The sequence below is a fragment of the Pedobacter sp. R20-19 genome (genome assembly GCF_000708265.2).
In the GTDB taxonomy this organism is placed as follows: domain Bacteria; phylum Bacteroidota; class Bacteroidia; order Sphingobacteriales; family Sphingobacteriaceae; genus Pedobacter.
Map to the genome: position 1 here is coordinate 384,857 of NZ_JCKI01000001.1, position 14,460 is coordinate 399,316.

Consider the following 14,460-nt stretch of genomic DNA (forward strand, 5'->3'; position numbering starts at 1 on the left):
GCAATGACAACTGAAAAGAAAAAAAAGAATATAGTAGTACCGATCATTTTAGGGGTTTTACTAGTAATAGGTATCATTTTTGGTATCGTAGAATGGAATTATTATAGCAAACACGTAGATACGGATGATGCGCAGATTGATGGTGATATCAGCCCGGTTGTTGCTCGGGTAGGTGGTTATGTGAAGGATATTAATTTCGAAGAAAATACACATGTAACCGAAGGACAGGTTTTAGTAAAGCTTGATGATAACGATTATAAAGTAAAGTTAGAGCAGGCACAATCTGGTCAAAAAGGTGCAAGTGCGGGCGTTGGTGTTGCACAATCTCAAATTGTCGCTACTCAGGCTAATACTAGTACGGCAAAGGCCAATGTAGCGGCTGCAAGAGTAAAATTGAACCTGGCGAATAAAGATTATGCCCGTTATGCAAACTTAATCAAAGATGGTTCGATCACGCAACAAGCATTTGATCAGGCAAAGGCATCTAAAGAGTCAGCAGAAGCTGCTTTTCAGGCTGCTCAAGATCAATATAATGCTGCGGTTAAACAAGTAGGTACAACTCAATCTCAATTGGCGGTAAGTAGCAATGTAATTAATCAGCGTCAAAGTGATATCGATTTTGCTAAACTACAATTATCATATACTGATATTAAAGCACCTGCAACAGGTATTGTTTCTAAAAAGAATGTTCAAAAAGGACAACTGGTTCAGGCCGGTCAGTCGTTATTTTCTATTGTAAATGATGGCAGTATTTACGTAACAGCTAACTTTAAAGAAACGCAGTTAGAAAAAATCAAATCAGGTTCTAAAGTAGAAATTGAAGTGGATGCTTATCCTGATGAAAAAATTCAGGGTGAAGTATATAATTTCTCACCGATAACTGGTGCCAAAGGTTCATTATTACCTCCAGATAACGCTACAGGTAACTTTGTAAAGGTTGTTCAACGTATTCCTGTAAAAATTAAAATTCATCCATCAAAAGAAATGTTGGCAAAGTTACGCCCCGGAATGAGCGTTAAGGCTTCAGTTTCTACTAAATAAATTTAAAATGGCCGAAGTAGGTTTAAAAAAATGGATTATTACGTTTACGGTAATCACGGCTTCTTTACTGGAGTTGATTGATACGACCATTGTAAACGTAGCAATCCCTCAAATACAGGGAAACCTAGGCGCTACCCTAGAGGATATCGCGTGGTTATCTACTGGTTACGCCGTTGCGAATGTGATCATCCTGCCCATGTCAGGTTGGTTGGGTAGTCGTTTCGGGCGTAAAAATTATTTCTTAACCTCTATTATCGTTTTTACATTGGTTTCATTTTTATGTGGTAATGCCACTTCTTTAAATGAACTGATTCTGTTTAGGATCTTACAAGGCGTAGCTGGTGGTGGATTGATTTCTACAGCACAAGCCATTCTAATTGAAACCTGGCCACGTGAAGATGTGGGTATCGCTACAGCTTTATTTGGTTTAGGTGCCGTTGTTGGGCCTACTGTTGGTCCTACTATTGGTGGTTATATTTTAGAAGTAGCCGATTGGCCATGGATTTTCTATGTAAATATTCCCGTCGGGATACTCGCGGCCTACTGTACCTATACCTTTATTCGAGAGACGCCAAAAGATGGAAAAGGAAAGCCTGTGGATTGGTGGGGAATTGCTTTATTGGCCATAGCTGTGGGTAGTTTACAAACCGTTTTAGAAAAAGGAGAAAGCGAAGACTGGTTTTCAACGCCATATATTACTGCATTAGCTGTAATATCTGTTTTTGGGTTGCTGCTTTTCATCTGGAGGGAAACTGCTACTGAATTTCCTATTGTAAATCTTCGGATTATGAAAAAAAGAAGCTTTTCTATCGGAATGTTTACTTCTTTTATTTTAGGATTCGGACTTTATGGTTCAGTATTCGTTTTTCCTGTATTTGCACAGAATTTGTTGGGATTTACGCCATTACAAACTGGTAAGCTATTTATTGCCGGGGGTATTTGTACCATTGCCATGATGCCATTTATTGGTATTATGCTTAAAAAGGGAGTTCCGGCACAGTTTATGGCTACGGGAGGAATGTTTCTATTCTTTGTTTTTTGTTGGATGTTAAGTAATTCAACATTGGCTTCCGGAACAGGTGATTTCTTTTGGCCATTGGTGATTAGGGGTTTTGGTATGGCTTTATTGTTCGTGCCTTTAACTACGCTGGCGATGCAAGATTTATCCGGTGCGGAGATTGGTCAGGGTTCGGGCTTAAATAACATGAGCAGACAGTTAGGGGGGTCATTTGGAATTGCAGCATTAACAACGTTAATTCACGTTCGTGCTGGTTTTCATAGAAATAACCTGCTAACCAACATCAATGAATATAACCCGGCTTTTACGCAAAAGTTAAATGCTTTAACCAGTGGTTTTATGGCTAAAGGGACTTCCTTTATAGATGCAAAATTGATGGCGATGAAAGCAATTGAAGGTACTGTAATTAAACAAACCATGTTGCTTACCTATAGTGATGCTTATTGGGTTGCGGGATTGATTATGTTATTTTCTATTCCACTTTTATATCTGCAGAAATTTAAGAAAAACGCAAATATTGTTACAGATGCGCACTAAACAGCCTTTTTTTATAAAGACAGCTACCACGATTAAGTGGTGTGCCAAACTTAGTGAAAGAGGAATTTAGCTGGGTGTCGCATTCATAATATCAACTGCGGTATAGCAATTTAGCGAAGCTATCCATCATAGAAATTCATATACTTCTACTTAAAGTCTCCCTTTTTGGGGGGATTTAGGTAGGGCTAAACAAAAACAGCCGGTGTATTTTGTACATCGGCTGTTTTAACCCAAAAAATTAACAATCAATGCAATGCCCTTAAACATTGCAAATATTCTTACTTCGCTAGCTAGTAACCAAATAAGATTTTAAAATTAAAATTTATTCTACAATTTTCCAAATTGTAAGCGCTAGAATTTTAATACCTTATGCATTTTTTGTAGTATTACCCTATACAAAACTATTGCTTAAGCTATGCCAAAACTCCGTTTGACTACACAGCGAGAATCTATCTTTAACAACGAGGTTATCTCAAAATTTGAGCTCTTCAACAGTCTTTTCTTAACCCTTCCATTTTATAAAATAAAAGATACAGGAACGTTATTGCCCTTGTTTTTTAAAAGTTGCGAAGAAGGAATATCCAATGGTCAGAAGCCAGCTCAGGTAATTGAAGAGTTTTTTGCCAAGTATACTCATTATACTGATCGTAAAGATATTATTGATTTACTGTTCCGTTTCATCCAATATATTGAGCGGCAGGTGGTACTTTTTGATGCTGTTGAAGATGCCTCATTTACAAAACTAAATACAACTGATGAGCAAAGTACACTTGCTTTTATCTTAAAAAAGAATGCTGATAACAAGCCCATGCTTTCTAAAATTGAGAAGCTGATTGATGAGTTATCATTGCGTTTAGTTTTAACGGCACATCCAACTCAGTTTTATCCAGGAAACGTTTTAGCAATCATTACAGATTTAACTCACGCCATTCGCGAGAATAATATCACCTCAATGAATTCGCTTCTACAGCAGCTTGGTAAAACGCCATTTTTTAATAAGAAATCGCCAACGCCTGTAGATGAGGCTTTAAATTTAGCCTGGTTTTTAGAAAACACCTTTTACTTTGCTGCGGCAAATATTCAGGCAGAGATTGATCAGAATCTGGATGAATATAACCTCGAAACCAAAAAGATTTTAGAATTGGGTTTTTGGCCTGGAGGCGATCGGGATGGTAATCCGAACATCCATGCAGATACCACATTAGAGGTGTCTAAAATGTTGCGTCAGATTTTATTCCGCTGTTATTACCGAGATTTCCGGGTAATCAAGCGCCGGATTACCTTTAGGGGTGTTGAAGAAAATATCGCTATTCTGCATGATGTACTTTATAAAAATGCCTTCGATCAGGCCTGTGAATTACATGATATTTCTGACGAATTGAGAGATAACCTGAATAAAATTAAAGAGACACTGCTTAAAGAGCATGAGGGTTTATTTGTTGAACTGGTTAATGATTTAATCAGGAAGATTGATTTATATGGCAATTACTTCGCATCATTGGATATCCGCCAGGACAGCCGTGTGTTAAGAAGTGTTCATGCATACTGCCGTCAAAACAAACCCATTTCTTCGTTATACCCTGAAAATTATGATCAGCTTTCTGAAGCAGAAAAACTTAAACTGATTTCGTTTAAAGAAGCTACACCAGTTTATGCCACTGATGGAGATGACCTGATTAAAGATACCATTCAAACCATAAGAGAAATCAAAGGCATTCAAAAACGCAATGGCGAAAAAGCCTGTCACCGATTTATTATCAGTAATTGTCAACAAGCTAGTGATATTCTTCAACTGATTGAACTATTCCTTTGGAATGGTTGGAGCAAAGATGCATTAACCATAGATTTCGTGCCACTTTTTGAAACGGTAACAGATTTAAAAGGTGCTGCTGATATTATGGATACTTTATATAGCAACCCTTCTTACAAGGCACATTTAGCAAGCAGAGGTAATAAACAAGACATTATGCTTGGCTATTCGGACAGTACAAAAGATGGAGGATATTTAATGGCCAATTGGTCTATTTTTAATGGTAAAACTTCATTAACCGCCGTTGCTAAAAAGCACAATATCCAGCTGGCGTTTTTTGATGGACGTGGTGGACCTCCTGCTCGTGGCGGCGGTAAAACACATCGTTTCTATGCTTCAATGGGGAAAGAAATTGCCAATAAAAATATGCAATTAACCGTTCAGGGACAAACCATCAGTTCGCAGTATGGCTCTGTGGAAAGTGCTGAGTTTAACATTGAACAGTTAATCAATGCCGGAATTTCATCTGGTTTAAAAGAGAAGCATAATGTACTTTTAGATCCTGAAAATAAAGCATTGCTTGATGAAATGGCTGATGATGCTTACAAAGCTTTTGTTGATTTGCGTGAACATCCATTGTTCGTTAGCTACCTTGAAAAATTATCACCACTTAAATTATTGTCTCAGGCAAATATTAGTAGCCGACCGGTGAAAAGAAATGGTGGCGGTGAAATGAAGCTGGAAGACTTAAGAGCAATCAGTTTCGTAACGGCCTGGAGCATGTTAAAGCAAAATGTTCCAGGTTTCTATGGAATGGGAACGGCGTTAAGTAATCAGGAGAAAGCCGGGAACTGGGATAAAGTTATTAGGGCCTATGAAGATTCTGACTATTTAAAAACGATTGTTGATAATTGTATGATGAGCATGAGTAAGTCAGACTTCGCTATAACGGCTCATTTAGCCACAGACAAAGAGTTTGGTGCTTTCTGGACACAATTACATGAAGAGTTTGAATTAACTAAAGAGATGCTCTTAAAGCTTTCCGGACAGGAAACACTAATGGCAAATTATCCGGTAGATAAGAGATCAATTGCTACACGCGAACGTATTATTTTACCATTGGTTTTAATTCAACATTTTGCGCTGGAAAAACTGCAGCATGATCATAATGAAAGTGATCAAACGGCTTTAGAAAAGTTGGCGGTGAGAACAGTATTTGGTATCGTAAATGCCGGAAGGAACTTGGCTTAAAGGTTAATTAGTCAAAAGAATGATCGTCATTGCTAGGCACGAAGCAATCTTAATTCGATATGTTGCGAATGTAGTGGGATTGCTTCGTTTCTCGCAATAACGTTATACCTAAAAAATAAACCCTTGCAGATTTTATCTACAAGGGTTTATTCTTTTAAGTCTGCAAACCTGTAAGGTTTTTAAAATCTTACAGGTTTAAGTTAGACTATCGATCAATTGATCCCATTACTTTCTGTCCAAAAGCATTTAATGCATCTTTCTCAGCTGCACCATCGCTTACCATTTGGTGTACCTCTAAAGCACCACAAATATTGGTAATCATCTCACCTGCAACATCAACTTCATGCTCACTAACGCCCCTGAATTCACAGAAAGCCTCTAACACCTCTAAAGTAGTTTCCAATTGAGCAGGCGTAGTGTTTTGAAACAATTGTCTTATAACCGGAATCTTCATTATTTTATTTTATTAAAAAGTTCAATCAAACCTTCAGCTTTATTGGTCTGCACCTGATCAACCAAATTTCCACCTTCAAAAGCTGCGAAAGTTGGTAAATTATCAACATTTGCAAATTTACGTGAGTTCGGAAGTTTTTCGGCATCCACAATTAAGAAAGCTACGTCTTCATTTTCTGCAGCCAGCTTTTTAAATTTCGGTTTCATGATTCTACAGTTACCACACCATGATGCAGCATACTGAACCATTACTTTTGAGTTGTCTGCTAAATATTGTTGAAGATTATCCTCAGTTAATTCTAAAAACATAATGTTTATTTAATTAGTTAGCGGCTAAATATTCAGCAACGCCATCTCTGTTTGCGTTCATTGCTTCTTTTCCTTCTTCCCAGTTTGCAGGGCAAACCTCGCCATGTTTCTGAACGTGAGTATAAGCATCAATTAAACGTAAATATTCTTTAACATTTCTACCCAATGGCATATCGTTTACACTTTCGTGGAAAACTTTACCAGTTTCGTCAATTAAGTATGTGGCTCTGAAAGTAACGTTTGAACCAGAGAAAGATTCATTTCCCTCTTCGTCGTAGTTAACTTCTTGATCTAAAATATCTAAAATTCCAGATAATTGTCTGTGGGTATCAGCTAAAATCGGGTAAGTAACACCTTCAATACCACCATTGTCTTTTGGCGTATTTAACCAGGCAAAGTGAACTTCGTTTGTATCACAAGATGCGCCGATTACGATGGTATTTCTTTGTTCAAATTCAGGTAAAGCCGCTTGGAAAGCATGTAATTCTGTAGGGCAAACAAATGTAAAATCTTTTGGATACCAGAATAATAATACTTTGCTATTTTTATTTACAGCTTCTTCAAATACATTGATTTTCAAGTCATCACCCATGTCTGACATTGCATCAATACTAACACTTGGGAATTTTTTACCTACTATTGCCATAATATTTTGTCTTTAATTTTGTGCCACAAAGGTAAGGCTAAAAGAGGAGTCAATCAACCCCGAACTACTAATAGTTAATTGTATTTATTGATAACGATATAGATGAAAGCTATATTGTTTGTATGAAGTATAGTGGAGTTCTATTTCTTTCCTTTGCTGTCATGCTGAGGTACGAAGCATCTATTTCATCGGTTGCAGATGCGTCGTACCTCAGCATGACAGTAAATTCAGGGTTGCTGCAAATAAAACCCTTCCTGGTTTTAATAGAAATGATTTTTATCTACTTCTTCAACGTATTTTCATACAGTTTAAATATCCTCTTATACTCATCCGTCCAACTGCTCGGCTCTACAAAACCATGGTCTTCAACCGGATAAACTGCCAGCTCCCAATTGTCTTTTCCAAGTTCAATAAAACGTTGTGTTAAACGAACAATATCCTGGAAATGAACATTCACATCCACCATTCCATGTGCCATAAGTAAATTTCCTTTTAATTTGTCAGCAAAATAAATCGGCGAACTTCTTTTATAGGCAATTGGATCATTGAATGGTTCATTTAGAATGTTTGAGGTATATCCATGATTATAATGTGCCCAATCGGTAACTGAACGTAAGGCAGCACCGCTGGTAAAAACATCAGCTTCATTAAACATTGCCATTAAAGTAATAAAGCCGCCGTAAGATCCACCATATAAACCTACATGTTTAGGATTTACGCCATATTTCTCGACCAGAAATTTTACTCCATCAGCTTGATCAGTTAAGTCTTTACCACCCATGTGGCGATAAATACCGGTGCGGTGATCGCGACCATAACCAGAACTTCCGGTATAATCAATGTCAATTACGGTGTAACCATTATCGGCCAGTAAATTATTAAACATAAACTCCCGGAAGTACGTGCTCCAGCCAAAGTGAACATTTTGCAAATAACCAGCACCATGTACAAAAACTACTGCAGGATGATTAGGATGTGGCTTTTCAGATTTATAAACCCTGGCATAAACATCAGCACCATAACGGTTTTTAAAACTCACCAGATCTGGTTCACGCCATGGGTAAGACTTAAATTCAGCTGATGTAGATTCAGTAACTTTTGTAGCTTTTGCACCAACTTGATTGGGTTGAATATATAACTCACCAGGTTTGTTCATGTACGAATAATTGATGGCCACATATTTTTCATCAGGTGAAAGGATAATTTCATTTAAGCCTTTCATCATTGTGATTTGAATAGGCTGACCGCCACTAACGCTGATCTTAAAGAAATTTGTAATGCCGGGATGTTCCTTATTGGCTTTAAAATAAAAGGTTTTTTTATCTTTAGAAAGCTGTACAGACTGAACCTCCCATTTGCCTGATGTAAGCTGCTTTTTCTCACCAGTTGAAACATTGGTTACATAAAGGTGTGAATAACCTGTTGCTTCACTTTGGTAATAGAAGTGATTATTATCTACCCAGCCTGTGTTTCCCTGATAAAACCCGCTAATGCCAGGTCCACCAATCCAAGCCTCATCACGCTGACGATCAATTAAAGAAAACTGACCTGTAGAAGCGTCTAATTTTAAAATCCAGCGGTCTTTGTTATCTTGCGATGTGGCGATAACAATTCCTGAAGTTCCGGTTTCATTCCATAACGGACCAAAAAAATTAACCGGCCGATCTACATTTTTCTTTTTCAGGGTATCAAGCGCTTTCGGATAATCTTTTAAATAATCAGGCAGATCCTTTATCCCTGGAATGGTTGATGGCTGAAACGCGTATACAGAATCTCTTTGCCTGTCATAAATAAAACCACGAGATACATTTTCATTTTCACCAACCTTCGTTCTTCCTGGAATATCTTCAGTATATCCTGATGCAGTAACGTAATTAGGGATGATGGTGTTATGGTTATTTTGTGCAGGCGTGGTGAGTTTGTAAGTAACATAACGGCCGTCAGGGCTGATCACGACTTCATTCAGAAATTGATCTTCAGTATATAATTCTTTTAATGATTTTGTATCGGCAGGAGGAGAGCCAAAACGACCTCTGCCTGAGCGGTTGCTACCCTTTGTTTCTGAATTTCTTTTTTTGATGATATCAAACAATGTTGTTTGTTCTGCTTTCAGCCATTGATCTTGTTCCGTTCCCGGCTGCGATTTTGCTTTTCCAGCTTTTTTACCTTTAACAAAATTAGTGAGCTGTTTGGTTTCCGCAGACTTTAAATCAACTTCAAAAAGATTATCTCCTAATTGATAAACAACATTTCCATTAACCAGGAAAATCGGATTACTTTCACGCTCTAAAGTATTCGTCAGGCGGGTTTCTTTATTGGATTTAGTTTGTAGAAGGTAAATGTCTCCACTTTTCTCCACTAAACCAAGTGAGCGATTTTGATTATAAACATAGTTTAAACTTAACAGTTTTTCATCTTCTTTATCGGCAGATTTAATAGGTTTAGGAGATGAAGTGGTAACTTTGTAAAGTTCTTCTTTAACCTTATTTTCAGGGTTCCAGTTAAAGTAAAGTGTTTTACTATCGGCTGTCCAGCGGAAATTAGTTGGCGAAGTTCCCATCCATTTAGGGTCTCGCATAATTTTTTCGACTGTTAAGGGGGCAATTTGTTGTGCAAAAGTATATTCGCCCGTACAGAGCAAAAGGAAAAATAAATATTTTTTCATGAATTTGGATTGGATGCTGCAATTTAGATATTGCATAAGCCAATTCATCAAGGAAATGGAAATGTTACAACTAAATTTAACCATAGATTTAGGTTACATTGATTTAGCTGGTAGTATATTCTCCAGATTAATTTGCTAAATGCTCAATGTCCATAAACAAATAATCTGCGTATCTGCGGCAAAGTTCTTCAAAGGTAATTATCTGATTACCCTTCCCATTTTATCCACATTAACCTGATCAAAAGGTTTTAAATATTCATTAATAATTACCGAAAATTCTCTTCGGTTTAATACTTTTTTCAAATCATATTTAGATGAAAATTTATAGCTGCTATTCCATTTTTTTTGCAGTTCCATTTTGGTGGCGTCAACAGCTTTATTGCCAACATATGAAACCAGTAAGATGGTATTTTCTAAATTAACTGGCACATCTTTGTGGTCGTCGAACCAGATTTGAGCTTTATAATAGTAATCTTTTATCGGCTGTTTAATTTCTTCATTAGTAACTTCCTTTTCCGGGTTAAAGAAAGCCTTTTCATTTTTAATCTCTGCTTTTAAGATTCCGGTGATCCCAATTTTCTGGATGGCAAGCCAGTTCGAATCTGTGACTTTCACATCGAGAAAAGGGATCAAAGGAAGTTTATAGGTTAAGAGTTCTCCTTGAATCGTTTTTAAGTTAGATAAGCTGGTTTTCGTTTTAAAAAAGGCTGCATAGGCTGCGGTAGCTCCGGCTGCCTGACCAATCTCTATGCTATTGGAGTTAACGTATAATAAATTTTCCTGATCAGGAATCAACAAGTGATATAAAGATAAAAAGTTTGGAGTACCAGTAATACCGGAAATGGTTGTGCGATATAGGTTTTCGGTATAATTTAAAGCGCTCAGGTGCACTGGTTTTAAACTGGCAATATTTAATTTAGAAAGAAGCTGATCATTGTTGTCTGCCACAACCAGGACTTTAGCTTTTATGCTTTTACTTTTACTGATTTTGGCCTCCCATCCACTACCAGAACGTTCAATAGCGACAATAGGTGTGTCATTAATAATTTTAAACAATTTAATGCTGTCTACTTTATCTTTTCTTGTATTTTTCTTTTTTGTTTGGGTTGATTTTTCTTCTAAATCTTTGATATATGCAATTCCCCTCAGCTTTACATTTTCATAAATTTTATAGACTTCTGCTGATTTCGTCTCTTTAATTTTATCCAGACTAAAAGGATTGCCTTGAGTTAAAATGACCACACTGGCGCCAGAGCGTGAAACCTGTAGACCTGAAGAATAGGCGGCATCAGCATTTCCTAATATTAATACATCCGTTTTAATAGTTTGTGCGAAAATGAGTGTAGGAATCAAACAAGCGAAAACAAAAAATAACTTCTTCATCTGTGGATTTTAAATTCATTGCAATATGCTTTAAAAGCATGAATTTTTTATGATCAAGCGTATTCATTTTAATTAAATGGCAAAATGCAACGTAAAAAACATATTTTGGTGCTATGGATTTAGAACAACTAAAGTACCCGATTGGACTATTTATCATGCCTGAAGTTTTCGATAAATACCAGACAGATGTCTGGATCGCAGAAATTGAAGCGCTTCCGGCTCAAATTAAACTAGCCACAGCACATTTAAGTGAAGAAGAATTGAACCAAAGTTATCGTCCGGGCGGCTGGACATTGCGACAGGTTGTACATCATCTTCCGGATAGTCATATGAATGCATATATTCGTTTCAAGCAGGCTCTTACTGAAGATGTGCCTATCATCAGGCCTTATTATGAGGAAAGGTGGGCAGAAACAGAAGAGGCAAAAAATGGTGATATTAACATGTCAATCGCCTTATTAACGGCATTACATCAACGGCTGGTGTCTTTTTTAAAGACTTTAAAACTAGATGATTATCAAAGAAAATACATACATCCTGCGCAAGGAAAAGAATTAAGTCTGGCAAATATGTTGGGGATGTATGCCTGGCATGGAAAGCATCACCTGGCTCATATTGAGCATACGATGAAAGGTAATTTGAACACAGCTATACAATAAGATAATCTTATATGCCTTACATGGTTAAATCAAATGTAGTTAGCTTATTTCACTTTAAAATTCGAGTATAACAAGTTTGTAATTTTACGATGTAAGGTACATAAGCGCAATAAAGCTGAAATAGTAATAAATAATCATTTAATATTTAATTACATCAATATCAACATCATTGCGCTCATGCCTATCATTATGGCATCTTCAACAATCGTTACCGTACTCATGGGTAAATTAAAAACAGCGCCAAGGCAGGCACATTGAATCTTTTTCTTGTTGATTACGCTTTCTAAAACACCCAAAATACTTACAGTCATTACAATTAGTGTAACCCAGTTTACAATAACAGGGGATAAGTTCAGTGCGAAACTTAAGCCTAATCCCAATTCAATAAAAGCATAAATGTATCCCCAAGGACTAAATTTTTTTGCTACGATATCATACATGGCATAACTTTCAGCAAAAGCTTTTAGGTTCAGCATTTTGAAAAACGAAAAGGTGAGGAAGAAGCCTGCCATGAAAACCCGCATAAATACCATAATATCTATCGGGCTATTCTGTAATGAAACGATCAAGGAAATAGCTGTAACATAGCCAAAAATTAATAAAATGGGTTTGTAGGTCGCTGCCCAGGATTTCGTTTCTTCAACCACTTCATTAGGTGTTGCATCAGAAATTTGATATTTACTTTCCTGACCGCCCAAAGCTTGTTGTAAAGCATCTAAACTAATGTGTTTATCCATGCTAATTGTTGCTGAGCTGGCCTCTTTAGAAACTTCAACCGAAGAAACATCAGGTAAAATTAAAAGGTTATTTTTTACTTTATTTTCGCAACCACTACAGGTCATGCCTGTGAGTTGATAGGTATGTGTCATGATAAAATGTTTATGCAAATTTACCTATCGTACAGGTGATAACCGTTACAGAATAATCATAAAGTTTTATAAAATTTTAGGTTATGGTTATCTGGAGAAGAATGGTAGATTGGAGTTGGAAATTTTAAGTTTCTTTTCATCATTAACGGTTATTGGATTTTGACCATTAAGAAGGTTAAGATTGAAATTGATTTATACCGAAAACAGTCTTCTGTTTATTTGTTTACCCTAAACCCTAAACCCTAAACCCTAAACCCTAAACCCTGTTACCCCACTAAAACAGAAGTCATGGTCAGCGAACCGCCAACTGCTTTGTCATTAAAGAAAGAAATCTCTTCCCGATCGTTTTTTAAGCCTAAAGTGTAGATCAATGGTAGATAATGTTCCGGTGTTGGAATAGCCAGCATCGCATCCGACCCAAGATTACGATAATTAATTAATGGCTGATGATCGCCATTTGCAATGAGATTTTTGAACTTATCATTCATTTCATTTGCCCAATCGTATCCGCCACCATTAATCATTTCCCAGCTTATCATTCGGAGATTATGTACCATGTTTCCGCTGCCGATAACTAAAACACCTTTTTTTCGAAGTGCATAAATCTCTTTCGCAATTTCATAATGATCTGCCGGTGATTTGGTATAGTCAATACTCAACTGAAGAACAGGAATATTTGCATCAGGATACATGTGCCTTACAATAGTCCAGGTACCGTGGTCTAATCCCCAGTCGTGATCCATACCCACAGACACTGATTGAATCAGGGTAGAAATCTCTTTGGCCAGTTTCGTATCGCCGGGAGCCGGATATTGAACGTCAAAAAGCGCTTGTGGAAAGCCACCAAAATCATGAATGGTTGAAGGGAAATCCATCGCTGTAACGAAAGTTCCATGGGTATACCAGTGTGCCGAAACAACCAGAACAGCTTTAGGTACTGGGATTTTTTTGGACAGATCTGCCCAACTCTCACTAAATTCATTATGCTCAATGCCATTCATAGGTGACCCATGACCGATAAAGATCGTAGGCATAAGATCCGTCTGAGGCAAGCGTTGAGTAAAATTTCTAAATTGAGATAAAGTGGACATAGCACGTATTTTTAAAACGTCATTTCGACTGAAGTGGAGAAATCTTTGAAACTAATTGAAAGATTTCTCGATTTTTCTGGACTTCAATTGAAATGACGGTCTAATTATTATTTTGCCTGAACGAATTCTAAGTTCAATTTAATGGTTACATCTTTAGCAACACCAGCACCGGTTGGATCATATTTAATGTTATAATCTAAACGGTTGATTGTGGTGGTAGCGCCAAAACCAGCTTTGGTATTCCCTTGCTGATCTTTTGCAGTTCCGCCGTATACCACCGCAAATTTTACATCCTTGGTTACATCACGAATGGTTAATTTACCGCTTAATTCATAATTGTTACCGCTTAATTTTTTGAAAGATGTGCTTTCAAATTTCATTGTTGGAAATTTCTCAGCATTAAAAAAGTCATCTGTTTTTAAATGGCCATCACGCATATCAACACCAGTGGTAATACTATTTACATCAACTGTAAAAGAGATTTTAGCATCAGTTAAATCTGGTTTAGCCGCGGTAACTGTACCATCAAATTTCTTAAATGATCCATCAACGAATGAAATGCCCATGTGTTTAACGGAAAAGTTAACAAATGAGTGCATTGGATCTATTTTCCAGCTGGTTTGTGCAAATGAAGAGATGCTAATAGAAGCCGCTACTAAGAATAAGAATAATTTTTTCATGTCTTGTTTTTCTTACAAATGTATGCTTACATCTTAAGCGATAGTGTTGATGTATGATAAGAAAAATTAAACTACCTGTAATTCGCTCTGCTGTAATAACTTAGGTTT

The 14,460-nt window shown here is 36.9% G+C and carries 12 protein-coding genes; 4 read left to right on the forward strand and 8 right to left on the reverse strand.

Going from position 1 to position 14,460, the window contains the following annotated elements:
- Nucleotides 1–3: 3 nt before the first annotated feature.
- From AN34_RS01690 to AN34_RS01700, 3 genes are all read left to right on the forward strand, one after another.
- Nucleotides 4–1,041 (forward strand): HlyD family secretion protein, encoded by a 1,038-nt coding sequence (locus AN34_RS01690; RefSeq protein WP_029281629.1) that lies wholly within the window; start codon nt 4–6, stop codon nt 1,039–1,041.
- A 7-nt stretch (nt 1,042–1,048) separates the two neighbouring features.
- Nucleotides 1,049–2,596 carry a DHA2 family efflux MFS transporter permease subunit gene (locus AN34_RS01695; RefSeq protein WP_029281631.1) on the forward strand — a complete coding sequence of 516 codons (1,548 nt, stop codon included), beginning with the start codon at nt 1,049–1,051 and terminating at the stop codon, nt 2,594–2,596.
- Between the two features lie 415 nt (nt 2,597–3,011).
- Nucleotides 3,012–5,597: a phosphoenolpyruvate carboxylase gene (locus tag AN34_RS01700; protein WP_029281633.1), complete on the forward strand. Its 2,586-nt coding sequence runs from the start codon at nt 3,012–3,014 to the stop codon at nt 5,595–5,597.
- A gap of 205 nt (nt 5,598–5,802) precedes the next feature.
- Here the strand turns inward: AN34_RS01700 and AN34_RS01705 are convergent, their stop codons facing one another.
- From AN34_RS01705 to AN34_RS01725, 5 genes are all read right to left on the reverse strand, one after another.
- A complete protein-coding gene (locus AN34_RS01705; RefSeq protein WP_029281635.1) occupies nt 5,803–6,051 on the reverse strand; it encodes a hypothetical protein in 249 nt (82 codons plus the stop codon).
- Nucleotides 6,051–6,359 carry a co-chaperone YbbN gene (locus AN34_RS01710; RefSeq protein WP_010599335.1) on the reverse strand — a complete coding sequence of 103 codons (309 nt, stop codon included), beginning with the start codon at nt 6,357–6,359 and terminating at the stop codon, nt 6,051–6,053. Before AN34_RS01710 ends, AN34_RS01705 begins: the two co-directional genes overlap by 1 nt.
- 13 nt (nt 6,360–6,372) lie before the next feature.
- On the reverse strand, nt 6,373–7,005 hold the full coding sequence (locus AN34_RS01715) for a peroxiredoxin (RefSeq protein WP_029281637.1): 633 nt from the start codon (nt 7,003–7,005) through the stop codon (nt 6,373–6,375).
- Between the two features lie 280 nt (nt 7,006–7,285).
- A complete protein-coding gene (locus tag AN34_RS01720; protein WP_029281639.1) occupies nt 7,286–9,670 on the reverse strand; it encodes a prolyl oligopeptidase family serine peptidase in 2,385 nt (794 codons plus the stop codon).
- A 198-nt stretch (nt 9,671–9,868) separates the two neighbouring features.
- Nucleotides 9,869–11,053 (reverse strand): hypothetical protein, encoded by a 1,185-nt coding sequence (locus AN34_RS01725; RefSeq protein WP_029281641.1) that lies wholly within the window; start codon nt 11,051–11,053, stop codon nt 9,869–9,871.
- Between the two features lie 113 nt (nt 11,054–11,166).
- Between AN34_RS01725 and AN34_RS01730 the strand changes: the two genes are divergently transcribed.
- Nucleotides 11,167–11,712 (forward strand): YfiT family bacillithiol transferase, encoded by a 546-nt coding sequence (locus tag AN34_RS01730; RefSeq protein ID WP_029281643.1) that lies wholly within the window; start codon nt 11,167–11,169, stop codon nt 11,710–11,712.
- 149 nt (nt 11,713–11,861) lie between these two features.
- Here AN34_RS01730 and AN34_RS01735 read toward each other — a convergent pair whose 3' ends face one another.
- From AN34_RS01735 to AN34_RS01745, 3 genes are all read right to left on the reverse strand, one after another.
- Nucleotides 11,862–12,581 (reverse strand): heavy-metal-associated domain-containing protein, encoded by a 720-nt coding sequence (locus AN34_RS01735; protein ID WP_029281646.1) that lies wholly within the window; start codon nt 12,579–12,581, stop codon nt 11,862–11,864.
- A 266-nt stretch (nt 12,582–12,847) separates the two neighbouring features.
- Nucleotides 12,848–13,672 (reverse strand): 4,5-DOPA dioxygenase extradiol, encoded by an 825-nt coding sequence (ygiD, locus tag AN34_RS01740; RefSeq protein WP_029281648.1) that lies wholly within the window; start codon nt 13,670–13,672, stop codon nt 12,848–12,850.
- A 107-nt stretch (nt 13,673–13,779) separates the two neighbouring features.
- Nucleotides 13,780–14,352, reverse strand: a complete 573-nt coding sequence (locus AN34_RS01745) for a YceI family protein (RefSeq protein ID WP_029281650.1) — start codon at nt 14,350–14,352, stop codon at nt 13,780–13,782.
- Between the last annotated feature and the right edge of the window lie 108 nt (nt 14,353–14,460).